General features: G+C 67.4%; 33 protein-coding genes and 4 pseudogenes. 1 reads left to right on the top strand and 36 read right to left on the bottom strand.

The genetic code is table 11. From position 1 onward, the window contains the following. Positions 1–786: pseudogene (locus ACWJ6R_RS02765) on the top strand (hypothetical protein); the annotation flags it as partial. Between the two features lie 66 nt (positions 787–852). Here ACWJ6R_RS02765 and truA read toward each other — a convergent pair. The 36 genes and pseudogenes from truA to fusA all read right to left on the bottom strand — a co-directional run bounded on the left by truA (position 853) and on the right by fusA (position 23,841). Then, entirely contained in the window at positions 853–1,851 is a 999-nt protein-coding gene (truA, locus tag ACWJ6R_RS02760) for a tRNA pseudouridine(38-40) synthase TruA (protein WP_449060662.1), read from the bottom strand. A 43-nt stretch (positions 1,852–1,894) separates the two neighbouring features. Beyond that, positions 1,895–2,431: a 50S ribosomal protein L17 gene (rplQ, locus tag ACWJ6R_RS02755; RefSeq protein ID WP_449060661.1), complete on the bottom strand. Its 537-nt coding sequence runs from the start codon at positions 2,429–2,431 to the stop codon at positions 1,895–1,897. A 206-nt stretch (positions 2,432–2,637) separates the two neighbouring features. Next, positions 2,638–3,654: a DNA-directed RNA polymerase subunit alpha gene (locus tag ACWJ6R_RS02750; RefSeq protein ID WP_196450010.1), complete on the bottom strand. Its 1,017-nt coding sequence runs from the start codon at positions 3,652–3,654 to the stop codon at positions 2,638–2,640. Between the two features lie 101 nt (positions 3,655–3,755). Beyond that, positions 3,756–4,381 (bottom strand): annotated as a pseudogene (rpsD, locus tag ACWJ6R_RS02745) (30S ribosomal protein S4). A 20-nt stretch (positions 4,382–4,401) separates the two neighbouring features. Next, a complete protein-coding gene (gene rpsK, locus ACWJ6R_RS02740; RefSeq protein ID WP_012887860.1) occupies positions 4,402–4,806 on the bottom strand; it encodes a 30S ribosomal protein S11 in 405 nt (134 codons plus the stop codon). Between the two features lie 45 nt (positions 4,807–4,851). Next, complete coding sequence (gene rpsM, locus ACWJ6R_RS02735) at positions 4,852–5,232, bottom strand: 30S ribosomal protein S13 (RefSeq protein WP_068896556.1); 381 nt, start codon at positions 5,230–5,232, stop codon at positions 4,852–4,854. A 298-nt stretch (positions 5,233–5,530) separates the two neighbouring features. Beyond that, positions 5,531–5,644, bottom strand: a complete 114-nt coding sequence (gene rpmJ, locus ACWJ6R_RS02730) for a 50S ribosomal protein L36 (RefSeq protein WP_003956441.1) — start codon at positions 5,642–5,644, stop codon at positions 5,531–5,533. A 24-nt stretch (positions 5,645–5,668) separates the two neighbouring features. Continuing rightward, on the bottom strand, positions 5,669–5,890 hold the full coding sequence (gene infA, locus ACWJ6R_RS02725; protein ID WP_012887858.1) for a translation initiation factor IF-1: 222 nt from the start codon (positions 5,888–5,890) through the stop codon (positions 5,669–5,671). 273 nt (positions 5,891–6,163) lie between these two features. After that, complete coding sequence (locus ACWJ6R_RS02720; RefSeq protein WP_449060660.1) at positions 6,164–6,631, bottom strand: hypothetical protein; 468 nt, start codon at positions 6,629–6,631, stop codon at positions 6,164–6,166. A gap of 105 nt (positions 6,632–6,736) precedes the next feature. Further along, on the bottom strand, positions 6,737–7,177 hold the full coding sequence (locus ACWJ6R_RS02715; RefSeq protein ID WP_449060659.1) for a DUF1707 SHOCT-like domain-containing protein: 441 nt from the start codon (positions 7,175–7,177) through the stop codon (positions 6,737–6,739). 37 nt (positions 7,178–7,214) lie between these two features. Next, entirely contained in the window at positions 7,215–8,036 is an 822-nt protein-coding gene (gene map / locus ACWJ6R_RS02710) for a type I methionyl aminopeptidase (RefSeq protein WP_449060658.1), read from the bottom strand. A 135-nt stretch (positions 8,037–8,171) separates the two neighbouring features. Continuing rightward, positions 8,172–8,820: pseudogene (locus ACWJ6R_RS02705) on the bottom strand (adenylate kinase). Further along, positions 8,820–10,133 (bottom strand): preprotein translocase subunit SecY, encoded by a 1,314-nt coding sequence (secY, locus tag ACWJ6R_RS02700; protein WP_449060657.1) that lies wholly within the window; start codon positions 10,131–10,133, stop codon positions 8,820–8,822. The pseudogene ACWJ6R_RS02705 and the gene secY overlap by 1 nt, the downstream one beginning before the upstream one ends. A 175-nt stretch (positions 10,134–10,308) precedes the next feature. Next, positions 10,309–10,764 (bottom strand): 50S ribosomal protein L15, encoded by a 456-nt coding sequence (rplO, locus tag ACWJ6R_RS02695; protein ID WP_449060656.1) that lies wholly within the window; start codon positions 10,762–10,764, stop codon positions 10,309–10,311. Position 10,765: 1 nt separating this feature from the next. Further along, positions 10,766–10,948, bottom strand: a complete 183-nt coding sequence (gene rpmD, locus ACWJ6R_RS02690; protein ID WP_068896549.1) for a 50S ribosomal protein L30 — start codon at positions 10,946–10,948, stop codon at positions 10,766–10,768. 3 nt (positions 10,949–10,951) lie between these two features. Next, entirely contained in the window at positions 10,952–11,584 is a 633-nt protein-coding gene (gene rpsE / locus ACWJ6R_RS02685) for a 30S ribosomal protein S5 (RefSeq protein WP_068896548.1), read from the bottom strand. A 61-nt stretch (positions 11,585–11,645) separates the two neighbouring features. Continuing rightward, positions 11,646–12,029 carry a 50S ribosomal protein L18 gene (gene rplR / locus ACWJ6R_RS02680; RefSeq protein ID WP_189235071.1) on the bottom strand — a complete coding sequence of 128 codons (384 nt, stop codon included), beginning with the start codon at positions 12,027–12,029 and terminating at the stop codon, positions 11,646–11,648. Positions 12,030–12,031: 2 nt separating this feature from the next. Then, the gene (gene rplF, locus ACWJ6R_RS02675) at positions 12,032–12,574 is read right to left on the bottom strand and encodes a 50S ribosomal protein L6 (protein WP_068896546.1); all 543 of its coding nucleotides are present in this window, start codon (positions 12,572–12,574) and stop codon (positions 12,032–12,034) included. 16 nt (positions 12,575–12,590) lie between these two features. After that, complete coding sequence (gene rpsH, locus ACWJ6R_RS02670) at positions 12,591–12,989, bottom strand: 30S ribosomal protein S8 (RefSeq protein ID WP_068896545.1); 399 nt, start codon at positions 12,987–12,989, stop codon at positions 12,591–12,593. A gap of 142 nt (positions 12,990–13,131) precedes the next feature. Continuing rightward, positions 13,132–13,317 carry a type Z 30S ribosomal protein S14 gene (locus ACWJ6R_RS02665; protein WP_012887844.1) on the bottom strand — a complete coding sequence of 62 codons (186 nt, stop codon included), beginning with the start codon at positions 13,315–13,317 and terminating at the stop codon, positions 13,132–13,134. Positions 13,318–13,319: 2 nt separating this feature from the next. Beyond that, on the bottom strand, positions 13,320–13,889 hold the full coding sequence (gene rplE, locus ACWJ6R_RS02660; protein ID WP_068896543.1) for a 50S ribosomal protein L5: 570 nt from the start codon (positions 13,887–13,889) through the stop codon (positions 13,320–13,322). Further along, positions 13,889–14,179 carry a 50S ribosomal protein L24 gene (rplX, locus tag ACWJ6R_RS02655; RefSeq protein WP_449060664.1) on the bottom strand — a complete coding sequence of 97 codons (291 nt, stop codon included), beginning with the start codon at positions 14,177–14,179 and terminating at the stop codon, positions 13,889–13,891. Before rplX ends, rplE begins: the two co-directional genes overlap by 1 nt. Before the next feature lie 9 nt (positions 14,180–14,188). Next, entirely contained in the window at positions 14,189–14,557 is a 369-nt protein-coding gene (gene rplN, locus ACWJ6R_RS02650) for a 50S ribosomal protein L14 (protein WP_068896541.1), read from the bottom strand. Positions 14,558–14,823: 266 nt separating this feature from the next. After that, positions 14,824–15,105, bottom strand: a complete 282-nt coding sequence (gene rpsQ / locus ACWJ6R_RS02645) for a 30S ribosomal protein S17 (protein WP_068896540.1) — start codon at positions 15,103–15,105, stop codon at positions 14,824–14,826. Then, positions 15,098–15,334: a 50S ribosomal protein L29 gene (rpmC, locus tag ACWJ6R_RS02640; RefSeq protein WP_026214152.1), complete on the bottom strand. Its 237-nt coding sequence runs from the start codon at positions 15,332–15,334 to the stop codon at positions 15,098–15,100. The genes rpsQ and rpmC overlap by 8 nt, the downstream gene beginning before the upstream one ends. Next, complete coding sequence (gene rplP, locus ACWJ6R_RS02635) at positions 15,334–15,753, bottom strand: 50S ribosomal protein L16 (protein WP_068896539.1); 420 nt, start codon at positions 15,751–15,753, stop codon at positions 15,334–15,336. The genes rpmC and rplP overlap by 1 nt, the downstream gene beginning before the upstream one ends. Before the next feature lie 2 nt (positions 15,754–15,755). Beyond that, positions 15,756–16,613 (bottom strand): 30S ribosomal protein S3, encoded by an 858-nt coding sequence (gene rpsC, locus ACWJ6R_RS02630; protein WP_449060655.1) that lies wholly within the window; start codon positions 16,611–16,613, stop codon positions 15,756–15,758. Continuing rightward, positions 16,613–16,966 carry a 50S ribosomal protein L22 gene (rplV, locus tag ACWJ6R_RS02625; RefSeq protein ID WP_068896537.1) on the bottom strand — a complete coding sequence of 118 codons (354 nt, stop codon included), beginning with the start codon at positions 16,964–16,966 and terminating at the stop codon, positions 16,613–16,615. Before rplV ends, rpsC begins: the two co-directional genes overlap by 1 nt. 113 nt (positions 16,967–17,079) lie before the next feature. Then, positions 17,080–17,358, bottom strand: a complete 279-nt coding sequence (gene rpsS, locus ACWJ6R_RS02620; protein WP_068896536.1) for a 30S ribosomal protein S19 — start codon at positions 17,356–17,358, stop codon at positions 17,080–17,082. 11 nt (positions 17,359–17,369) lie between these two features. Then, positions 17,370–18,206, bottom strand: coding sequence for a 50S ribosomal protein L2 (gene rplB / locus ACWJ6R_RS02615; protein WP_068896535.1), 837 nt, complete (start codon positions 18,204–18,206; stop codon positions 17,370–17,372). Between the two features lie 89 nt (positions 18,207–18,295). Next, entirely contained in the window at positions 18,296–18,595 is a 300-nt protein-coding gene (gene rplW, locus ACWJ6R_RS02610; protein WP_068896534.1) for a 50S ribosomal protein L23, read from the bottom strand. Beyond that, positions 18,595–19,242, bottom strand: coding sequence for a 50S ribosomal protein L4 (rplD, locus tag ACWJ6R_RS02605; protein WP_449060654.1), 648 nt, complete (start codon positions 19,240–19,242; stop codon positions 18,595–18,597). Before rplD ends, rplW begins: the two co-directional genes overlap by 1 nt. Beyond that, complete coding sequence (gene rplC, locus ACWJ6R_RS02600) at positions 19,239–19,892, bottom strand: 50S ribosomal protein L3 (RefSeq protein ID WP_449060653.1); 654 nt, start codon at positions 19,890–19,892, stop codon at positions 19,239–19,241. The genes rplD and rplC overlap by 4 nt, the downstream gene beginning before the upstream one ends. 14 nt (positions 19,893–19,906) lie before the next feature. Next, entirely contained in the window at positions 19,907–20,215 is a 309-nt protein-coding gene (gene rpsJ / locus ACWJ6R_RS02595; RefSeq protein ID WP_030912931.1) for a 30S ribosomal protein S10, read from the bottom strand. 292 nt (positions 20,216–20,507) lie between these two features. Further along, positions 20,508–21,700: pseudogene (tuf, locus tag ACWJ6R_RS02590) on the bottom strand (elongation factor Tu). 92 nt (positions 21,701–21,792) lie between these two features. Further along, a complete protein-coding gene (gene fusA / locus ACWJ6R_RS02585) occupies positions 21,793–23,841 on the bottom strand; it encodes an elongation factor G (protein WP_449060663.1) in 2,049 nt (682 codons plus the stop codon). Between the last annotated feature and the right edge of the window lie 84 nt (positions 23,842–23,925).

Below are 23,925 nucleotides of genomic sequence, written 5' to 3'. Positions count from 1 at the left end.
TTCGAGCCGCCCTCGGCGGTCGCGCCCGAGCCCTCGGCGCCTCGCGCCGCCGCTCCCGCGTCCCCCGGCCGGGGCAGGATCGTCCTGGTGGCCGCCGCGGTCGCGGTCGTGGTCGGCGGCATCGGCACCGGCGCTTTCTTCGCCTACCGGTCGTTCAACGCCTCCGACCAGCAGCCCGCCCGGCCGACCGCCGTACCGGAGACCGCCGACCCGATCGCGGAGAGCCCCGAGAACATCCCGACCGAAGAGCTGATCGACACCACGCTGCTCAACTCCGAGCTGACCGACCCGGGCAAGATGACCCTCGCCGACGCCTTCGCCAAGAAGGTGACCGTCGCGGGGACCACCTTCACCCGGGTCAAGACCCACCTGACCCAGGACTGCGACAAGGCGGCGGCGGGCACGTTCGCCACGGCGCTCGAGGACGGCGACTGCCGCCGCGTGCTGCGGGCCACCTACGTCGACCGCAAGAAGAAGTACGCCGTCACCACGGGCGTCGCCGTCCTGCCCACCCGCGAGTCGGCCGTCAAGGTCGACCAGGCCAAGAACCTCGAGAAGAACCTGTGGTTCCGCGGCCTGCGGGGCGGCTCCGGCAGCGGGGCCGAACGCATGCACATCGCGGGCGGGTACGCGGCGGGGCTGGTGTGGGGCCGCTACATCGTGTTCAGCTACGCCACCTTCGCCGACGGCCACACCCCCACGGCGAAGGAGAAGGGCCTCGGCAAGCTCAGCGGAGCCTTCCGCGACCAGACCTCCAAGGTCGTCGAGCGCCGCCTGACCCGCTGACGGGCCCGCCCCGCGACACGCGTGGCGGACCCGCCTCAGCCCTCAGCACGTGGTGACGGGCCCGCCTCAGCCCTCAGCACGTGGTGACGGGCCCGCCTCAGCCCTCAGCACCCGCACCCGGCGGGTCAGCGCGGCCCGCAGCGCCAGTTCCTCCGTCCCGGGGTAGCGCACCTCCTCCAGGCAGAGCCCGTGCGCCGGTGCGACGTGCACCCCGGAATCCCGTACGGCTCTCGCCAGCACCTGCCCCGGCCACTCCACTCCGAGACGTCCCTCCCCGACCGCCAGCAGCGATCCCACCAGCGCGCGCACCATGGAGTGGCAGAAGGCGTCGGCGACCACCGTCGCGACCAGGATCCCGCCCTCTCCCTCCTCCCGGACCCAGTCCAGCCGCTGCAGCTCGCGGATCGTCGTCGCGCCCTCGCGCTTCTTGCAGAACGCCGCGAAGTCGTGCTCGCCGAGCAGCCGCGCGGCGGCCGCGTTGAGCCGGTCCAGATCGAGCGGGCGGGCGTACCAGACGACCTCCCGGCGGCGGAGCGGGTCCACGCCCCCGGGCGCGTCGCACACCCGGTAGGCGTACCGGCGGGACAGCGCGGAGAAACGCGCGTCGAAGCCCTCAGGGGCCTCCGTGACGCGATGAACCCTGACGTCCTGGGGAAGTACTCCGGCGAGCCTCCTGCGCAGGGCCGAGAGCCGCTCCTCCAGCCGCTCCCGCGACCCCGGTCCCCCGGTGTCCCCGGTGGCGGGCGCGGCGCCCCCGGCCCCCTCGGGCCGCCTGGGCCCGCGCGACCCCGCGCGGCCCTCCACCGCCGCGAGCGCCTCCTCCTCCAGGTCCAGGTGCGCCACCTGTCCCCGGGCGTGCACCCCGGCGTCGGTCCGGCCCGCCACGGTCAGCGCGGGAGGCTCACCGAGCCGCAGGACCCTGGCGAGCGCCTCCTCGATCTCCCCCTGGACCGTCCGCCTGCCGGGCTGCCGGGCCCAGCCGGAGAATTCGGTGCCGTCGTAGGCGAGATCCAGGCGCAGCCGTACCACGTTGTTCCTCCCGGAGAACGGGAACGGGCCCGGCATCCCCGATGCGGGGATGCCGGACCCGTTCACCCAGCCTGAGAGATCAGGCGTTGTCCTTCTTGTCCTCGGTCTCCTCGGCCGGAGCCTCGGTCGCCTCGTCGTTCTTCTCCGCGGCGGGGGCCTCGGCGGTCTCCTCGGCCGGAGCCTCGGTGGCCTCCTCGGCCTTCTCCGCGGCCGGAGCCTCGGCGGCGGCCGGAGCCTTGGCGACCCGGACCGTGTTCAGCGGCTCGGAAACCAGCTCGATGACCGCCATGGGGGCGGCGTCGCCCTTGCGGAGGCCGACCTTGGTGATCCGGGTGTAGCCGCCGGGACGCTCGGCGAAGGTCGGGGCGATCTCGGTGAAGAGGTGGTGGACGACACCCTTGTCGCGGACGACCGTCAGCACCTGGCGACGGTTGTGCATGTCGCCCTTCTTCGCCTTGGTGATCAGCTTCTCCGCCAGCGGGCGCAGACGCTTCGCCTTCGCCTCGGTGGTCTTGATCCGGCCGTGCTGGAACAGCTGGGTGGCGAGGTTCGCCAGGATCAGCTTCTCGTGGGCCGGGCTGCCGCCGAGACGGGCACCCTTGGTGGGCCTGGGCATTTCGTTCTCCTTGAGAGTGAACCCGCCCCGGCCGTGTCAGGTACCGGGGTCGGGCCACGGGAACCGCTCGCGGCTCCCGTGTGGCGATCAGTCCCGGAGAGGCGGCGCCCTCCGGGGTCACGGGAACCGCGAGCGGTTCCCGTGCGGTGAACAGTCCCTGAGGAGCCGGGCCCTCCGGGGATCGCGGGGGCGGCGCCCCCGCGGAATCAGTACTGCTCGGTCTCGACGTAGGCGCTGTCGTCGTCGTCGTAACCGCCGCCGGCCACCGCGGTCGGGTCGAACCCGGGCGGGGAGTCCTTCAGCGCGAGCGACATCTCGTGCAGCTTCTGCTTGACCTCCTCGATGGACTTCGCACCGAAGTTGCGGATGTCCAGCAGGTCCTGCTCGCTGCGCGCGACGAGCTCGCCCACGGTGTGGATGCCCTCGCGCTTGAGGCAGTTGTAGGAGCGGACCGTGAGGTTCAGCTCCTCGATCGGCAGCGCCAGGTCCGCGGCCAGGGCCGCGTCCGTCGGCGACGGGCCGATGTCGATGCCCTCGGCCTCGACGTTCAGCTCGCGGGCGAGACCGAACAGCTCGACCAGGGTCTTGCCCGCGGAGGCCACCGCGTCGCGGGGCTTCATCGCGGCCTTGGTCTCGACGTCCAGGATCAGACGGTCGAAGTCGGTGCGCTGCTCGACACGGGTCGCCTCGACCTTGTAGGTGACCTTGAGCACCGGCGAGTAGATCGAGTCGATCGGGATGCGCCCGATCTCCTGGCCCGGCTGCTTGTTCTGCGCCGCGGAGACGTAGCCGCGACCGCGCTCGACGGTCAGCTCCATCTCCAGCTTCGCCTTGCCGTTCAGCGTGGCGATGCGCAGCTCGGGGTTGTGCACCTCGACACCGGCCGGGGGCGCGATGTCGGCGGCGGTGACGTCACCGGGACCCTGCTTGCGCAGGTACATGACCACGGGCTCGTCGTGCTCGGAGGAGACGACCAGCTCCTTGAGGTTCAGGATGATGTCGGTGACGTCCTCCTTGACCCCCGGGACGGTCGAGAACTCGTGCAGCACGCCCTCGATGCGGATACTGGTCACGGCCGCGCCCGGGATGGACGACAGCAGCGTGCGCCGCAGCGAGTTGCCGATGGTGTAGCCGAAGCCCGGCTCCAGCGGCTCGATGACGAACCGGGACCGGGTCTCCTCGATGCTCTCCTCGAGGAGGGTCGGGCGCTGAGCGATCAGCATGTGGGTTCTCCCCTTGACGTGCGGCGCCCGCTATTTGACGCCGCTCGATAACAACAGCATAGGTGCCGTACGGCAAGCCGCACGGCACCCGTGAAGAGCCGCTACTTGGAGTAGAGCTCGACGATCAGCTGCTCCTGGACCTGGGTGTCGATCTGCTGACGGACCGGGAGCTGGTGGATCAGGATGCGCATGGCCTCCGGAGCGACGCCCAGCCACGCCGGGAACGTCTTGTCACCGGCGGTGGCGCGCGCCACCTCGTAGGGCAGCAGGTTGCGCGAACGCTCGCGGACCTCGACGATGTCGTGCTCGCGGACGCGGTACGACGGGATGTCGACCTTCTTGCCGTTCACCAGGATGTGTCCGTGACGGACCTGCTGGCGGGCGGCGTCGCGGGACTCGGCGAACCCGGCGCGGTAGACCACGTTGTCGAGACGGCTCTCCAGGATCTGGAGGAGGTTCTCGCCGGTCTTGCCGCCCTTGCGGTTGGCTTCCTCGTAGTAGTTGCGGAACTGCTTCTCGAGGACGCCGTAGATGCGGCGGGTCTTCTGCTTCTCACGAAGCTGGAGCTGGTACTCAGACTCCTTGGGACGCCCGCGGCGTGCTCACCCGGCGGGTAAGGACGGATCTCGATGGGGCACTTCGCGGACTCGCACTTCTTGCCCTTGAGGAAGAGCTTGACCTTCTCCCGACGGCAGAGCTTGCAGTCCGCACCCGTGTAACGAGCCATTTTCTATCTTCTCCTGGGGCTCAGACGCGACGGCGCTTGGGCGGGCGGCAGCCGTTGTGCGGCACGGGGGTGACGTCCTGGATGGAGCCAACCTCCAGGCCGGTCGCCTGCAGCGAGCGGATGGCGGTCTCGCGGCCGGAACCCGGGCCCTTGACGAAGACGTCGACCTTGCGCATGCCGTGCTCCATGGCGCGGCGAGCGGCGTTCTCGGCGGCCATCTGCGCGGCGAACGGGGTGGACTTGCGAGAGCCCTTGAACCCGACGTGGCCGGCGCTGGCCCAGGAGATCACGTTCCCGCTCGGGTCGGTGATCGAAACGATCGTGTTGTTGAACGTGCTCTTGATGTGGGCGTGCCCGTGAGCGACGTTCTTCTTTTCCTTGCGGCGCACCTTCTTCGGTGCACCCTGGCGGCTCTTAGGAGGCATTGTTTGCCTTCACTCCTGAGGTCTTCGGTCCTGCGGCTGCGCGGACTACTTCTTACCGGGCTTCTTCTTGCCGGCGACGGTCTTCTTCTTGCCCTTGCGGGTGCGCGCGTTGGTCTGCGTGCGCTGGCCGTGCACGGGAAGACCGCGACGGTGCCGGATGCCCTGGTAGGACTGAATCTCGATCTTGCGGCGGATGTCGGCCTGAATCTCGCGACGGAGGTCACCCTCGATCTTGAAATTCGCCTCGATGTAGTCACGCAGCGGCACGAGCTCTTCGTCCGTGAGCTGGTGCACCCGGAGGTCGCCGCTGACGCCGGTGGCCTTCAGGGTCTCGAGCGCGCGAGTGCGGCCGATTCCGAAAATGTAGGTGAGAGCGATCTCCAGCCGCTTGTCGCGGGGGAGGTCGACGCCAACCAGGCGAGCCATGGTCGGGCATTCTCCTTCTTTGTGGCGGAGGTCCTACGCTTCACTTCCCCTCCCCATGCCCGGGGTGAGGGCCCCGGCCTCCGACCGGGGGTCTCCTGCGGGGTACGGCCTCGTCGGCCGCCTGCGCAGGTGTGAAACGCGATTACCGTTCTTCCGGACGGGGTCCGCCTCGCCTCTCCGCCGCGGGGAGCGTCTCCGCTCTCCTCGCCGGACCGGCGGGACCTCCCTCGTCCGATGGGCCCCACATGGATCGAGTCCGCCTCTTATCGAGCGGACTCCGTGAGACCTTCTGCGGCGACTAGCCCTGACGCTGCTTGTGGCGCAGGTTGTCGCAGATCACCATGACGCGACCGTGCCGGCGGATCACCTTGCACTTGTCGCAGATCTTCTTGACGCTCGGCTTGACCTTCATAGTCCTTATTCGTCCCTCAGACGCTTACTTGTATCGGTAGACGATCCGCCCACGACTGAGGTCGTAGGGGCTCAGTTCGACGACAACCCGGTCGTCGGGAAGGATTCGGATGTAGTGCATGCGCATCCGCCCGCTGATGTGGGCCAGGACCTTATGGCCGTTGTCGAGCTGGACCCGGAACATTGCGTTCGGGAGCGACTCAACCACAGTGCCCTCGATCTCGATGGCGCCGTCTTTCTTGGCCATGTCCCTCGCGTTTCACTGATCGGTCGTCTGAGGCTTCGGAACACTAAGCAGCCGCGACCATGCGCTTCCAGGAGAGGCGGCGGTAGCGACACCGCTGAGGCGCAATGGTCATAGTGAACCGAAGAAGGAGTGTACGGCACCGGGCGATGAAATGCGAAACCGCCGGCCGGTGCTTGACACAACCACCAGACAGCATACCCCCCGAGCGAGCGGAAAGCCCGCCGGTGACCGTGTCACCGGCGGGCTCGTGTCGGTCGGCCTTCCCGGCCGCCCCTAGAAGGCGTCACCCCAGCCGCCGCAGTCGTCGAAGCGGTTGTCGCCCTCGCAGACGCGGATCTTGAAGTCGTCGAAGCCGCTGCTCTTCTTGAAGCCGCCGAACTTGGTGAAGTGCCGGCCGCCGAACGTCTTGTAGTACTTGGTGTGGGTGCCGAACTTGTCGTGCCACTTGAACCAGACGTAGCTGTACTCGCGGTCGCGGTCCCGGTCGAACAGGTCGCCGTGGAACCAGTACCGGCCGCCCTGCTTGATCCAGTAGCCCTTGAAGTAGGAGCGCTTGCCGAAGCTCTCTCCACCGCCGAACTTCGAGTAGTACGGGCCGAAGAAGTGCTTCGACCCCTGCGCCTCCTGCGCGGCGGCGGTGGCCGTGCCGGCGGTCGCGGCCTGGGCCGGCACCGCGGCCAGACCGGCGGCGAGCGAGCCGGCGAGGACGGTGGCGGCGAGAAGGGTGCGGGCCTTGCTCATGTCTTCCTCCTGTGACGGGGTCCGTCGTTCGGACACCGCTCACGTTAGGAAGCTCCGGCCCGCCCTTCTGCGGAGGAATGCACACTCGCCGCCGAGTGTGCACTATTACGGCTTCCGATCGTCTCCGAACTTCATCAGGACGGTCGCGACCAGCAGGATCGCACCCCAGGGCCCCATCACCCACAGCGGCCAGGGATAGGGGAAGTCAAGGCCGTCGCCCACTCCGACCGCGAGCCAGATCGCCCAGTTGATGCTGACCGCGACGGCCCAGGGGGCCCACATGGCGAGCAGGCGCGTCCTCACCGTCTCCGCCTTCGCCTCCGGCCGCCGCGGGGCGACCTCCCGCATCGCGCGCAGGTCGACGTCGGGCAGGTCGGAGGTGAGCGTGGCCAGCTCCCCGTACGTCCTGCTCGCGTAGAGCTGCTCGAGCCGCTCGTCGAACTCCTCGACGGTCAGGCGGCCCTGCGCGTAGTGCTCACGGAGCACCGAGGCGATCCTGTCCCTGTCGTCGTCCGACGCCCGCATCTGCGGACCAGCCGCCATCATCGCTCACATCCGCTCACCATGGCGGGCCGCGTCGCCGCTAGCCCGCGCTCTCTCCCAGCACGTCGGCAAACCGCTCTTTCCCCCCGTCGAGCGCGGTCAGCACCCACGGTCCATTATGTGTCACCGCGACGCTGTGCTCGAAGTGCGCGGAGGGCTTGCCGTCGATGGTGACGACGGTCCAGTCGTCGGCCAGCACCTTGGTCCGGGCGGTTCCCAGGTTGACCATCGGCTCCACCGCGAAGCACATGCCCACCTCCAGCTTCGGCCCCTTGCCGGGCTTGCCGTGGTTGGCGACCCAGGGGTCCATGTGCATCTCGGTGCCGATCCCGTGCCCGCCGTACTCCTGCGGGATGCCGTAGCGGCCCTGGGAGCGGACGTACTTCTCCACCGCGTGACCCACGTCGGACAGGTGACCGCCCGGCTTCAGCGCGGCGATCCCCTGCCACATGGACTCCTCGGTGACCCGCATCAGCTCGGTCAGCGCGGGGTCCACCTCGCCGACCGGGACCGTGACGGCCGAGTCGCCGTGCCAGCCGTCCAGGATGGCTCCGCAGTCGATCGAGATGATGTCGCCCTCACACAGCTTCCGGCGGTCACCGGGGATGCCGTGGACGACCTCGTCGTTGACCGACGCGCAGATCGTCGCCGGAAAGCCCTGGTAGCCCTTGAAGGAGGGGATCGCGCCCTCGTCCCGGATCGCCTTCTCCGCGATCGCGTCGAGGTCCAGCGGCGTCATGCCCGGCTGGACGCTCTCCTTGAGCAGCTGCAGCGTCCGTCCGACCACCAGGCCCGCGGCACGCATCTTCTCCAGCTGCTCCGGCGTCTTGATCTGAATCCCGTGCCGGTTCTTCTTGAACACGTATGCACCCCCTGGGGTGATTAAACGGGCGATTCGGGAGCTCAATTCCCCCGATTGTGCCCTAGAAAGCTTCTCCTAACGACAGCACGCCACCCGCGGGGCGCTCCCCGCGGGTGGCGTGCCGGACGCGAATCGCTAGTCGACGTAGGGCGCCAGGGCCTCCATCGCGCGACGGGTGACCTCTTCCACCGGGCCGGCCGCCTCCACCCCGACGAGGATCTTCTCGTCGGCGTAGAACGAGACCAGCGGAGCGGTCTGCTCCTGGTAGACCTCCAGACGGCGCCGGACGGTCTCCTCCTTGTCGTCGTCCCTCTGGTAGAGGCTGCCGCCGCAGGCGTCGCAGATGTCGTCCTTCTTGTCGTCGAAGTCGACGTGCCAGATGCGGCCGCACTGACCGCAGGTGCGACGGCCGGCGAGGCGGCGGACCACCTCGTCCTCGTCGACCACGAGCTCCAGGACGACGTCCAGCGCGACCCCGAACTCCGCGAGCATCTTCTTCAGGATCTCGGCCTGAGGCACGTTCCTGGGGAAGCCGTCGAGCAGGAAGCCGTCCCGCGCGTCGTCCTCGGAGAGGCGGTCGCGGACCATGGCGATGGTCACCTCGTCGGGCACGAGGTCGCCGCGGTCCATGTACTCCTTGGCAAGCTTGCCGAGCTCCGTACCGCCCGAGACGTTGGCACGGAAGATATCCCCTGTCGAGATCTTCGGGATTGACAGGTTCGATGCGATGAACTGGGCCTGAGTCCCCTTACCCGCTCCGGGGCCCCACCAGGACGAGGCGCACTACTTCAGGAAGCCTTCGTAGTTGCGCTGCTGCAGCTGGCTCTCGATCTGCTTCACGGTGTCAAGACCGACACCCACCATGATCAGAATGCTCGTGCCTCCGAACGGGAAGTTCTGGCTCGCTCCGACCAGCGCCAGCGCGACGATCGGCACCATGGAGATCAAGCCCAGATAGAGCGATCCCGGAGCCGTGAGTCGCGAGAGCACGTAGTTCAGGTACTCGGCCGTCGGGCGTCCCGGGCGGATACCCGGGATGAAACCACCGTACTTCTTCATGTTGTCGGCCACTTCAACGGGGTTGAAGGTGATGGACACGTAGAAGTAGGTGAAGAAGACGATCAGGAGGAAGAACGTGATCATGTAGGCCGGGGTGTCGCCGGTGACCAGGTTCTGCTGGATCCACTGCACGACCGCGTTCGGCTCCTCCGTGCCGCTGAACAGGGTCGTGACCAGCTGCGGCAGGTAGAGCAGCGAGGAGGCGAAGATGACCGGGATGATGCCGGCCTGGTTCACCTTCAGCGGGATGTAGGTGGAGGTCCCGCCGTACATCCGGCGTCCGACCATGCGCTTGGCGTACTGCACCGGGACCCGGCGCTGGGCCTGCTCGACCATGACGACCAGGGCGATCATCGCGATGCCGACGACCATGACCACGGCGAAGACGAACGCGCCCTTCTGCCGGCCGATGTTCAGCAGCTCGGACGGGAAGACCGCGATGACCTGGGTGAAGATCAGGATGGACATGCCGTTGCCGACGCCCCGGTCGGTGACGAGCTCGCCCAGCCACATGATCACGGCGGTGCCCGCGGTCATCACCAGCACCATCGTCACGATGGTGAAGACGTTGTCCTTGTCGAGCAGGACCTCCTGACGGCAGCCGGGGAACAGCTGGCCGCTGCGCGCGAGCGCGATGAAGGCCGTCGACTGCAGGACCGACAGGCCGATCGTCAGGTAACGCGTATATTGAGTGATCTTGGTCTGGCCCGCCTGCCCCTCCTTCTTGAGGGCTTCGAGGCGGGGGATGACCACGACCAGGAGCTGGAGGATGATGCTCGCGGTGATGTACGGCATGATGCCGAGCGCGAACACGGACAGCTTCAGCAGCGCGCCGCCGCTGAACAGCTGCACCATCCCGTAGATATTGCCCGCATCGCCGGCCTGCGCCTCCTTGAGGCACAGGGCGATGTTTTCGGTGTGAACACCCGGAGTCGGAAGAACCGAGCCGAGACGGAACAGCGCGATGATGCCCAGTGTGAAGAGCAACTTCTTGCGCAGGTCCGGCGTACGGAACGCTCGGGTAAACGCGGTCAGCACGGTCCCTCCTGCGCGCCTGAAAGGCGAGGTCGGTCAGCGATGGTGCGGGGGTGATCCATCTTGGTATCTCAAGTCAACGAGTCCATGAAAATGAGTTGACACCCATTGTCCAGCGAACTCTAACGCACCGCGGGCGCGGAGGCCCAGAAGGGCCTCCGCGCCACGTGATCAATGCCTACAGCTCGGAGACGGAGCCCCCGGCGGCGGCGATCTTCTCCTTGGCGCTGGCGGAGAAGGCGTGCGCCTGCACGTTCAACGCCACGGAGATCTCGCCGGTTCCCAGGACCTTCACGAGCTGGTTCTTACGGACCGCGCCCTTGGCGACCATGGCCTCGACGGTGACGTCGCCACCCTCGGGGAACAGCTCGCCGAGCCGGTCCAGGTTGACGACCTGGTAGGTCGTCTTGAACAGGGCGTTGGAGAAGCCCTTGTACTTGGGCAGACGGCGCTGGAGCGGAACCTGGCCGCCCTCGAAGCCGAGGGGGACCGTGTTCCGGGACCGCGTGCCCTTGGTGCCACGACCGGCGGTCTTGCCCTTGGACGCCTCGCCGCGGCCCTTGCGGACCTTCGACTTGTTGGCGCCCGGAGCCGGCCGCAGGTGGTGGATGCGGAGCGGAGTGTTCTCTGCCATGTCAGTCGACCTCTTCCACGGTGACCAGGTGCGTCACCACGGAGACCATGCCGCGGATCTCCGGGCGGTCCTCCTTGACGACGACGTCGCCGATGCGCTTCAGACCGAGCGAGCGCAGCGAGTCGCGCTGGTTCTGCTTGCCGCCGATCTTCGAGCGGACCTGAGTGATCTTCAGGCGTGCCATCGACTAGCTCACCGCCTTCGCCGCCGCGGCCTCCGCGATGCCCTCGGCGCGAGCCTTGAGCATCGCCTTGGGCGCGACGTCCTCGATCGGCAGGCCGCGGCGGGCCGCGATCTCCTCGGGGCGGCTGAGGCCCTTCAGAGCGGCCACCGTGGCGTGCACGATGTTGATCGGGTTGTCCGAGCCGAGAGACTTGGACAGGACGTCGTGGATGCCGGCGCACTCCAGCACGGCGCGCACCGGACCACCGGCGATGACACCGGTACCCGGCGAGGCCGGACGCAGGAAGACGACTCCGGCGGCCTCCTCACCCTGCACGATGTGCGGGATGGTGCCCTGGATGCGGGGCACCCGGAAGAAGTGCTTCTTCGCCTCTTCGACGCCCTTGGCGATGGCCGCGGGGACTTCCTTGGCCTTGCCGTAACCGACACCGACCATGCCGTTACCGTCACCGACGATAACCAGGGCGGTGAAGCTGAAGCGACGACCACCCTTCACGACCTTGGCCACCCGGTTGATCTTCACGACGCGCTCGATGTACGAGACGCCCTTGTCAGCGCTGCCACCGCGGCGGTCGTCACGACGACCGTCACGCCGCTCGCCACCGGCGGCGCCACCGCGACGCGGAGCTCCGGCCATCAGTGGTTCCTCTTCTCATTCGTCATACGGGCCATCAGTTGCGATCCTCGGGACGGAGTCATCAGAACTCCAGCCCGCCTTCGCGTGCGCTGTCCGCGAGGGCCGCGAGGCGGCCTGCGTAGCGGTTGCCACCGCGGTCGAACACGACCGCGGAGATACCGGCAGCCTTGGCCCGCTGAGCGATGAGCTCGCCGACCTGCTTCGCCTTGTCGGTCTTGGCGCCCTCGGCCGCGCGCAGCGAGCTCTCCATGGTGGAGGCGCTCACCAGCGTGTGACCCTGGGTGTCGTCGACGATCTGCACGAACAGGTGTCGGGTGGAGCGGTTGACGACCAGGCGCGGACGCGCGGCCGTGCCGACCACCTTCTTGCGGACTCGGCCGTGGCGGCGGGCCCGCGAGACGGCGCGGGCGGCCGTGTGCTTGCCGAACGCAGTCTTGCCAGCCATGCCTACTTACCAGCCTTTCCGACCTTGCGGCGGATAACTTCACCCTGGTAGCGCACGCCCTTGCCCTTGTACGGGTCGGGCTTGCGCAGCTTGCGGATGTTCGCGGCGATCTCGCCGACCTTCTGCTTGTCGATGCCGTCCACGTGGAACAGCGTCGGCTTCTCGACGCGGAAGGTGACGCCCTCGGGGGCGTCCACGATCACCGGGTGACTGAAACCGAGGGCGAACTCGAGCTGAGTCGGGCCCTTGGCCTGGACGCGGTAACCGACGCCCACGATCTCCAGGGTCTTGGAGAATCCCTGGGTCACGCCCGTCACCATGTTGGCGATCAGCGTGCGGGACAGACCGTGCAGCGCGCGGACCTTGTTCTCGTCGCTGGGACGCGTGACGGCGACAGTGCCGTCCTCCGCCCGAGCGACCTCGATCGGCTCCGCCACCGTGTGCGAGAGCGTGCCCTTGGGGCCCTTGACCGTGACATCCCGACCGTCGATGGTGACGTCGACGCCGCTCGGTACAGGGATGGGCAGCCGTCCGATTCTCGACATGCTGTATGCCTCCCTTCTACCAAACGTAGGCGAGGACTTCCCCGCCCACACCACGCTTGCCGGCCTGCTTGTCGGTCATGAGGCCACCGGACGTCGAGATGATCGCGACACCCAGTCCACCCAGGACTCGAGGCAGGTTGTCCTTCTTTGCATAGACCCGCAGGCCGGGCTTGGAAACCCGGCGCAGGCCCGCGAGCGAACGCTCACGGTTCGGCCCGAACTTGAGCTCCACCACGAGGTTCTTTCCGACCTTGGCGTCCTCGACGCTCCAGGCCTGGATGTAACCCTCCTGCTGGAGGATCTCGGCGATGTGCGCCTTGATCTTCGAGTACGGCATGGCCACGGTGTCGTGGTACGCCGAGTTCGCGTTTCGCAGACGCGTCAGCATGTCTGCGATCGGGTCGGTCATCGTCATGGCCGGTGGCCTTCCTCACCGCGGTTTCCCCAGGGGACCTACGGTGCGGTCATGGGCGCTTTCTTCGAACAGCGCCCGGTGAATATGACTTCTCTTGTACGGCCGGCGCCGCACGGTCCCGCCATCGCGGAACCGTGCGCGACTACCAGCTCGACTTGGTGATGCCGGGCAGCTCGCCCCGGTGCGCCATCTCACGGAAGCAGATGCGGCACAGGCCGAACTTCCTGTACACGGCGCGGGGGCGGCCACAGCGCGAGCACCGGGTGTAGGCCCGGACCTCGAACTTGGCCTTGCGAGCAGCCTTGACCTTGAGCGACGTCTTCGCCATGATCAGGCCTCCTTGAAGGGGAAGCCGAGGTGCTTCAGCAGCGCCCGGCCCTGGTCGTCGGTCTTGGCGGTGGTCACGACCGTGATGTCCATGCCACGCTGCCGGTCGACCTTGTCCTGGTCGATCTCGTGGAACATGACCTGCTCGGTGAGACCGAAGGTGTAGTTGCCGTTGCCGTCGAACTGCTTCGGCGACAGGCCGCGGAAGTCGCGGATACGGGGAAGCGCCAGGGACAGCAGACGGTCCAGGAACTCCCACATGCGGTCACCGCGCAGCGTGACGTGCGCACCGATCGGCATGCCCTCGCGCAGCTTGAACTGGGCGATGGACTTGCGGGCCCGCACGACGGCCGGCTTCTGACCGGTGATGACCGTGAGGTCGCGGACGGCGCCCTCGATCAGCTTGGAGTCGCGGGCCGCCTCGCCGACACCCATGTTCACCTTGATCTTGGTGATCGTGGGGATCAGCATGACGTTCTCGAACCCGAACTCCTCCTGCAGCTTCGCGGCGATCTCCTCGCGGTAACGCTGCTTGAGGCGAGGGAGCGTGCGCTCTTCAGAGGTGGCAGTCATCAGTTGTCCTCACCCGACTCGTCGGCCTTCTTGTCGGCCTTCTTGGCGGGCTTCTCGTCATCCTTGAGCTTCTTGACGTTGCTCACGTGGATGGGAGCCTCCATGGTCTGCACGCCGCCGGTCTTGGCGCCGCGCGGGCCCTGCAGGCTCTCCTTGGTGTGCTTCTTGATCATGTTGACGCCTTCGACCACCACGCGGTCCTCGCGCGGGAGGGCGGCGATCACACGACCCTTGGCACCCTTGTCCTTGCCGGCGATGACCTGGACCAGGTCACCCTTCTTCACATGCAGCTTCGACATTTACAACACCTCCGGCGCGAGCGAGATGATGCGCATGAACTTCTTGTCACGCAGCTCGCGGCCGACGGGACCGAAGATACGCGTGCCGCGAGGGTCACCGCTGTCCTTGATGATGACGGCGGCGTTCTCGTCGAAGCGGATGTAGGAGCCGTCGGGCCGGCGGCGCTCCTTGACAGTGCGGACGACGACGGCCTTGACCACGTCGCCCTTCTTCACGGTGCCGCCGGGAATGGCGTCCTTGACAGTGGCGACGATGATGTCGCCGATACCGGCGTAGCGCCGACCCGAGCCGCCGAGCACCCGGATGCAGAGGACTTCCTTCGCACCCGTGTTGTCGGCGACCTTGAGTCGCGACTCCTGCTGGATCACGTCTACTCCTGTTTGTCTCGCCGGTTCTCGCCCCGGGCGGGCGAGCCTTGCGGAACCTACTGTGGTCTTTTTCCCCCGGCGACAGCCCGTCGGCCCGGAAGCGCCGCGCCCCGCACCGCGGCCGGTCCGTCGTGTGACGCACCGGCCCGTCCGGGGCCCGGTCTCCCTGGCCGGCGGCCGCCGCCGCAGGCGGTGCGGGGGCGAGCCCCCACACCCTTGGACGCCGTCGTGGGGGGTGGACCTGCCACCCCCCACGAGGCGCGTTGCTACTTGGCCTTCTCGAGGATCTCGACGACCCGCCAGCGCTTGCTGGCCGACAGCGGCCGGGTCTCCATCAGGAGGACGCGGTCGCCGACGCCGCAGCTGTTGGCCTCGTCGTGCGCCTTGTACTTGGTCGTCCTGCGGATGACCTTGCCGTACAGGCGGTGCTTGACGCGGTCCTCGACGGCGACGACGACAGTCTTGTCCATCTTGTCGCTGACGACCAGACCCTCGCGGGTCTTGCGGTAGTTCCGCGCCTCGGTCGTGCTCTCAGTTGCTTCAGCCATCGCTCGACTCCTTCTCAACCGTCACAATGCCGAGCTCCCGCTCGCGCATCACGGTGTAGATACGGGCGATCTCGCGGCGGACGGCGCGCAGCCGCCCGTGGCTCTCCAACTGGCCGGTCGCGGCCTGGAAGCGGAGGTTGAACAGCTCCTCCTTGGCTTCCTTCAGCTTCTGGACCAGGGTGTCCTGGTCCTCCACCCGCAGCTCACCGGCGGTCAGGCCCTTAGCCATCACGCCTCACCCACTTCACGCTTAACGACCTTGCACTTCATCGGGAGCTTGTGGATCGCCCGCTTCAGCGCCTCACGGGCCACCGGCTCGGCGACACCGGAGAGCTCGAACATGACGCGACCGGGCTTGACGTTGGCGATCCACCACTCCGGCGAACCCTTACCGGAACCCATGCGGGTCTCGGCCGGCTTCTTGGTGAGCGGACGGTCCGGGTAGATGTTGATCCAGACCTTGCCGCCACGCTTGATGTGGCGGGTCATCGCGATACGAGCCGACTCGATCTGGCGGTTGGTCACGTAGGAGTGCTCAAGCGCCTGAATGCCGTACTCGCCGAACACGACGCGCGTGCCGCCCTTGGCGGCGCCGCTGCGGTCGGGCCGGTGCTGCTTGCGGTGCTTGACCCTGCGCGGGATCAGCATGGTCAGCTCCCTTCAGCACCCGGCTGCGCAGCCGGGCCGGTCTCGGGGGCGGCCTGCGAAGCCGCCTCGGTCCTGGGTGCACGGTCGCCGCGGCCGCCGCCACGACGGGGACGGTCGCCACCGGCGCCGCCGCCACGACGCGGACGGTCGCCACCGGCGCCGCCACGACGGTCGTCACGCTCGCGACGCTGCCCCGCACGGGCGCCGGCGGCAGCCGCCTCACGCTCGGCGCGGCTGGTCGGAGCCTCACCCTTGTAGATCCACACCTTCACGCCGATGCGGCCGAAGGTGGTACGGGCCTCGTACAGGCCGTAGTCGATGTCCGCGCGGAGCGTGTGCAGGGGCACGCGGCCCTCGCGGTAGAACTCCGAGCGGGACATCTCGGCGCCGCCCAGACGACCGGAGCACTGCACCCGGATGCCCTTGGCGCCGCTCTTCATGGCCGACTGCATGGCCTTGCGCATGGCCCGACGGAACGAGACACGGCTGGACAGCTGCTCGGCCACGCCCTGGGCGACGAGCTGGGCGTCGATCTCAGGGTTCTTGACCTCGAGGATGTTCAGCTGGACCTGCTTCTTGGTCAGCTTCTCGAGGTCGCCCCGGATCCGGTCCGCCTCGGCGCCGCGGCGGCCGATGACGATGCCCGGACGGGCGGTGTGGATGTCGACCTGAACCCGGTCGGTGGTCCGCTCGATCTCGACCTTGGAAATGCCGGCCCGCTCCATGCCCTTCTTCAGCATGCGGCGGATCGCCACGTCCTCGGCCACGTACGACTTGTAGAGCTTGTCGGCGTACCACCGGCTCTTGAAGTCGGTCGTGATGCCGAGGCGGAACCCGTGCGGGTTGACCTTCTGACCCACTAGCGGGTCCTCCCCTTCGGCTCGCGGGACTCCACGATCACGGTGATGTGGCTGGTCCGCTTGTTGATCCGATAGGCACGACCCTGGGCGCGGGGACGGAACCGCTTCAGGGTGGGGCCCTCGTCGACCCAGGCACGGCTCACGACGAGCGTGTCACGGTCGAGGTTGAAGTTGTGCTCCGCGTTCGCAATGGCGCTGGACAGCACCTTGTACACGGTCTCGCTCGCCGACTGGGGAGCGAACTGCAGCACGGCCTGCGCCTCCGAAGCGGGCAGCCCGCGAATGAGGTCCACCACGCGGCGGGCCTTCATGGGCGTGTGGCGCGCGAATCGCACCTGAGCCCTGGCTTCCATCGCTTACTCCTCTTACCTTCTGCTTCGTATGGGTCGAGTCCGCCTCGCCTGGCCGCGGCCGGAAGGGCTGTCGCCCTCCGGCCGTTCGCGGCTCGGCTTCCCCGCCCAGGCGCTTATCGCCGGCTGCGGCGGTCTTCCTTGACGTGGCTGCGGAAGGTCCGCGTGGGCGCGAACTCACCGAGCTTGTGACCGATCATCGCCTCGGTGACGAACACCGGGACGTGCTTGCGGCCGTCGTGGACGGCGATCGTGTGACCGATCATGTCGGGCACGATCATGGAGCGCCGCGACCACGTCTTGATGACGTTCTTGGTGCCCTTCTCGTTCTGAGCGTCCACCTTCTTCTGAAGGTGGTCGTCCACGAAGGGACCCTTCTTAAGGCTACGTGGCATTTCGGCTGCTCCTACCGCTTCTTCCGCTTGGTCCGACGACGGATGATCAGGCGGTCGCTGGCCTTGTTCGCCGCACGAGTCCGTCCCTCGGGCTTGCCCTTGGGGTTGACCGGGTGACGACCGCCGGACGTCTTGCCCTCACCACCACCGTGCGGGTGGTCGACCGGGTTCATCGCGACACCGCGGACGGTGGGGCGCTTGCCCTTCCACCGCATACGGCCGGCCTTACCCCAGTTGATGTTGCCCTGCTCGGCGTTGCCGACCTGGCCGATGGAGGCCCGGCAGCGCACGTCGACCTGGCGCATTTCGCCGGAGGGCATGCGCAGCGTGGCGTACTGGCCCTCCTTGGCGAGCAGCTGGATCTGCGCACCGGCGGACCGGCCCAGCTTGGCGCCGCCGCCCGGACGGAGCTCCACCGCGTGGATGAAGGTACCGGTCGGGATGTTGCGCAGCGGGAGGCAGTTACCCGGCTTGATGTCGGCCGCGGGGCCGTTCTCGATCTTGTCGCCCTGCTTGAGGCCGGTCGGGCAGAGGATGTAGCGCTTCTCCCCGTCGGCGTAGTGCAGCAGCGCGATCCGGGAGGTGCGGTTCGGGTCGTACTCGATGTGAGCGACCTTGGCCGGGATCCCGTCCTTGTCGTGGCGCCGGAAGTCGATGATCCGGTAGGCGCGCTTGTGACCGCCGCCCTGGTGGCGGGTGGTGACCCGCCCGTGGACGTTGCGGCCGCCCTTGCTGTGCAGCGGGGCGAGCAGCGACTTCTCGGGCGTGCTGCGGGTGATCTCGGCGAAGTCCGAGACACTCGAGCCGCGGCGACCCGGGGTCGTCGGCTTGTACTTACGGATGCCCATCTTTTTCGTTCATCCTTTGTCGGTTGATCCGGCCGAATGCCCCCGCCTCCCGGCGGGGGCGCTCGGCGCGTCACTTACTGGCGAGCGGTTCAGCCCTGACCGAAGATGTCGATCCGGTCGCCCTCGACCAGGCTCACGATCGCACGCTTGGTGCTCGGGCGCTGGCCGTAGCCGAACTTGGTCCGCTTGCGCTTGCCCTGGCGGTTGATGGTGTTGACGCTCGCCACCTTGACGCCGAAGATCTGCTCGATGGCGATCTTGACCTGCGTCTTGTTGGCCGTCTTCCGCACCAGGAACGTGTACTTGTTGTGCTCGTCGATCAGGCCGTAGCTCTTCTCGGAGACAACCGGCTTGATGATGATGTCGCGCGGGTCGGCGATCTTCTCCATCAGGCGTCTTCCTTCCCGCTCTTGCTCAGACGCGTGACGACCTGGTCGTACGCCTCCTGAGTGAAAACGACGTCGTCGTAGCAGAGCACGTCGTACGTGTTGAGCTGCCCGGCGTCCAGCAGGTGGACCTCCGGGGCGTTGCGCAGGCTCATCCAGGTGAGCTCGTCGCCCTCGTCGACGACGACCAGCACGCTGCGAGCCTGCGTGATCTTCCGCAGCGACTCGAGGGCCGCCTTGGTCTTGGGGGTCTCACTGGAGACCAGGCCGCTGACCACGTGGACGCGGCCGCCGTTCGCCCTGTCGGAGAGGGCGCCGCGCAGCGCGGCGGCCTTCATCTTCTTGGGGGTCCGCTGCGAGTAGTCGCGCGGGACCGGACCGTGGACGGTGCCGCCGCCGGTGAACTGCGGGGCGCGGGTCGAACCCTGACGGGCGCGGCCAGTGCCCTTCTGGCGGTACGGCTTCTTGCCGCCACCGCTGACCTCACCGCGGGTCTTGGCCTTGTGGGTGCCCTGCCGGCGAGCGGCGAGCTGGGCCACGACCACCTGGTGGATCAGCGGAACGTTGACCTTGGCCCCGAAGATGTCCTCGGGCAGGTCGACCGAGCCGGCCTTCGTGCCGCTGGCGTCGAGGACGTCAATGGTGCTCACTTGGCAGCCCCCTTCTTGGCAGCGGTGCGGATGAGGACCAGGCTGCCGTTGGCGCCGGGAACCGCACCCTTGATGAGGATGAGGCCCTTCTCGGCGTCCACGGCGTGGATCTTCAGGCTCTGGATGGTGGTGCGGACGTTGCCCATCCGACCGGCCATGCGCAGGCCCTTGAAGACGCGGCCCGGGGTGGCGCAGCCACCGATGGAGCCCGGCGAGCGGTGCTTGCGCTGGGTACCGTGCGAGGCGCCCAGACCACCGAAGCCGTGACGCTTCATGACACCGGCGAAGCCCTTGCCCTTGCTCTTGCCCGTCACGTCGACGAACTGGCCGGCCTCGAAGGTGTCGGCCGAGATCTCCTGGCCGATGGTGTACTCGGCCGCGTCGTCCGTACGGATCTCCGTGAAGTAACGGCGCGGGGTGATGTCGTGCTTGCGCAGGTAGTCGCCGAGCGGCTTGTTGACCTTCCGCGGGTCGACCTGTCCGAAGCCGAGCTGCACGGCGGAGTAGCCGTCCTTCTCGGGGGTGCGGACGCGGGTCACGACGCACGGACCGGCCTCGACCACGGTCACCGGGACCATGCGGTTGTCCGCGTCGAAGACCTGGGTCATGCCGAGCTTCTTGCCCAGGACGCCCTTGATCTGCTTAGCCATGTCAGTGCGTTCCCTCAGAGCTTGATCGAGATGTCAACGCCGGCGGGGAGGTCGAGTCGCATGAGCGAGTCGACCGTCTTCGGCGTCGGGTCGATGATGTCAATCAGCCGCTTGTGCGTGCGCATCTCGAAGTGCTCGCGGCTGTCCTTGTACTTGTGCGGCGAGCGGATGACGCAGTACACGTTCTTCTCCGTCGGCAGCGGAACCGGGCCCGCGACCTTAGCGCCAGTCCGCGTCACCGTCTCGACGATCTTCTTGGCCGAAACGTCGATGACCTCGTGGTCATAGGCCTTGAGCCGAATGCGGATCTTCTGTCCCGCCATAATGGCCTCGGTGTCCTTCGCTGTCGTCTGAAAAAGTTACATGCGGCCGGCGGCCGCTATATGCGGATCCGGGCCCGCCACGCCTTCCGGCGTTCCGGCCCGTCTCCCGTCCCCACGTAGCAGACGCTCGAGATCTGCGCTTTCTTCCGTGATCTGGCAGTCGCTTCGGTCACATCCGGCCGAAGCAGCTGCGAGATCACGGTTCGTGGGTCGCGTGCGGAGCTGCGGGAGCCCCGCGCGGCGCGGCGGCCGGTCTCGTTCTGCGAGAGCCGGCCGCCGCTCCGCGGTCGTACTACTTGAGGATCTTGGTGACGTTGCCCGCACCGACGGTGCGGCCACCCTCACGGATCGCGAACTTGAGGCCTTCCTCCATCGCGATCGGCTGGATGAGCTGGACGGTCATCTCGGTGTTGTCACCGGGCATGACCATCTCGGTGCCCTCGGGAAGGTTCACGACACCGGTCACGTCAGTCGTACGGAAGTAGAACTGCGGACGGTAGTTGTTGAAGAACGGCGTGTGGCGGCCGCCCTCGTCCTTGGCCAGGATGTAGACCTGGGCCTCGAACTCGGTGTGCGGGGTGGTCGTGCCCGGCTTGATGATGCACTGGCCGCGCTCGACGTCCTCACGCTTGATGCCGCGCAGGAGCAGACCGACGTTGTCACCGGCCTGGCCCTCGTCGAGCAGCTTGCGGAACATCTCGACGCCGGTGACCGTGGTGGTGGTCTTCTCCTGCTTGATGCCGATGATGTCGACGGTCTCGTTGACCTTGACGATGCCGCGCTCGATACGGCCGGTCACGACGGTGCCGCGGCCGGTGATCGAGAAGACGTCCTCGATCGGCATCAGGAACGGCTTGTCGACGTCACGGGTCGGCTCGGGGACGTTCTCGTCGACGGCGGTCATCAGCTCGATGATGCTGTCGCCCCACTTCTCGTCGCCCTCGAGGCCTTGAGAGCGGAGACGCGCACGACCGGCAGGTCGTCGCCGGGGAACTCCTGAGCCGAGAGCAGCTCGCGGACCTCGAGCTCGACGAGCTCCAGGATCTCCTCGTCGTCCACCATGTCGGCCTTGTTGAGGGCCACCACGATGTAGGGGACACCGACCTGGCGGGCCAGGAGGACGTGCTCCTTGGTCTGCGGCATCGGACCGTCGGTGGCGGCGACCACGAGGATCGCGCCGTCCATCTGGGCCGCACCGGTGATCATGTTCTTCACGTAGTCGGCGTGACCGGGGCAGTCCACGTGGGCGTAGTGGCGCTTCTCGGTCTGGTACTCGACGTGGGCGATGGAGATCGTGATACCACGAGCCTTCTCCTCCGGCGCCTTGTCGATCTTGTCGAACGGGGTCGCCTCGTTGAGGTTCGGGAAACGCTCGTGGAGCACCTTGGTGATCGCCGCGGTCAGAGTGGTCTTGCCGTGGTCGATGTGCCCAATGGTGCCGATGTTTACGTGCGGCTTGGTCCGCTCGAACTTGGCCTTGGCCACTGGTCTGTCTCCTTAGAGATTCTGACTTGACTTTCGTCTTTTCACTCGGGTTCGGGGAGGCCGACCCCCTTCGAGGCCGGCCTGGCAGTCAACTACTCGCCCCGGACCTTCGCGACGATCTCCTTGGCGATGTGCTGGGGCACTTCCGCGTAGGAGTCGAACTGCATGCTGAAGCTCGCACGTCCCTGCGTCTTGCTACGGAGGTCGCCCACGTAGCCGAACATCTCAGAGAGCGGCACGATCGCCTGGACGACACGGGCGCCTGCGCGCTCGTCCATCGCCCGGATCTGCCCGCGACGACCGTTGAGGTCACCGATGACGTCACCCATGTAGTCCTCGGGGCTGATGACCTCGACGGCCATCACCGGCTCCAGGATTACGGCGTCCGCCTTGCGCGCGGCCTCCTTGAAGGCCATCGAGCCAGCGATCTTGAAGGCCATTTCGGACGAGTCCACCTCGTGGTAGGCACCGTCCTGCAGGGTGACCTTCACCCCGACCATGGGGTAACCGGCGAGAACACCGAACTCGGCGGCCTCCTGGGCGCCCGCGTCGACCGACGGGATGTACTCCCGCGGGATGCGGCCACCGGAGACCTTGTTCTCGAACTCGTACCCGTCGTTGCCCTCGCCCAGCGGCTCAATGTCGATGATGACCTTGGCGAACTGGCCGGAACCACCGGTCTGCTTCTTGTGGACGTAGTCGATCTTCTCCACCTTGCGGCGGATGGTCTCCCGGTAGGCCACCTGCGGCCGGCCGACGTTGGCCTCGACCTTGAACTCGCGGCGCATCCGGTCGACGAGGATCTCCAGGTGAAGCTCGCCCATGCCCCAGATGACCGTCTGACCGGTCTCCTCGTCACGGCGGACCTGGAAGGACGGGTCCTCCTCGGCCAGCCGCTGGATGGCGGTGCTGAGCTTCTCCTGGTCGCTCTTCGTCTTGGGCTCGATCGCGACGTTGATGACCGGGGCCGGGAACGTCATCGACTCCAGGACGACCGGGTGGGCCGGGTCGCACAGGGTGTCACCGGTCGTGGTGTCCTTCAGGCCCATCACGGCGACGATCTGACCGGCGTGCGCGGACGGGCGCTCTTCGCGCTTGTTCGCGTGCATCTGGTAGATCTTGCCGATCCGCTCCTTCTTGCCCTTCACCGAGTTGACCACAGCGGTGCCGGTCTCGAGCGTGCCCGAGTAGATGCGGATGTAGGTGAGCCGGCCCAGGTGCGGGTCACTCATGATCTTGAAGGCCAGCGCGGAGAACGGCTCGGTGACGTCCGCGTGACGCTCGACGACCTCCTCCTCGTTGCCGGCCGCGTGGCCCCGGAAGGCCGGGATGTCGGTCGGCGCGGGGAGGTAGGCGACGATCGCGTCGAGCAGGGGCTGGATGCCCTTGTTCTTGAACGCGGTGCCGGTCAGGACCGGGTTGATGGCGCTGGCCAGCGTGGCGCGGCGGATGGCCGCGACCAGCTGCTCCTCGGTGGGCTCGACGCCCTCGAGGAAGAGCTCCATCAGCTCGTCGTCGTTCTCGGCGACGGTCTCGACGAGCTTGTCACGCCACTCGCGGGCAGCCTCGGCGTGGTCCGCCGGGATGTCCACGACCTCGTACATCTCGCCCTTGGCCGCCTCGGCGCTCCAGAGCAGGCCCTTCATCTTCACCAGGTCGATGACGCCCTTGAAGCCGGCCTCGACGCCCCAGGGAAGCTGGATGACGGCGGGCGTGGCGTTCAGGCGGTTGACCATCATGTCGACGCAGCGGTGGAACTCCGCGCCGACCCGGTCCATCTTGTTGACGAAGCAGATGCGCGGCACGCCGTAACCGTCGGCCTGACGCCACACCGTCTCGGACTGGGGCTCGACACCCGCCACACCGTCGAACACGGCGACGGCACCGTCGAGGACACGCAGCGAGCGCTCCACTTCGATGGTGAAGTCCACGTGACCCGGAGTGTCGATGATGTTGATCGTGTGACCGAGCCATTCGCAGGTGGTGGCAGCGGAGGTGATGGTGATGCCACGCTCCTGCTCCTGCTCCATCCAGTCCATGGTGGCTGCGCCCTCGTGGACTTCACCGATCTTGTACGTGATACCGGTGTAGAACAGGATGCGCTCGGTCGTCGTGGTCTTGCCCGCGTCGATGTGGGCCATGATCCCGATGTTGCGGACCTTGGCCAGGTCAAGAGCGGTCGTGGTGGCCACTTCTCTCGCGTCCTCGTCGTCTCGTCGAACCCG

It is taken from the genome of Planomonospora algeriensis (assembly GCF_977012225.1).
Note: the sequence above shows the minus strand (reverse complement) of the source record. Positions and strands in the feature narration are given on the sequence as shown.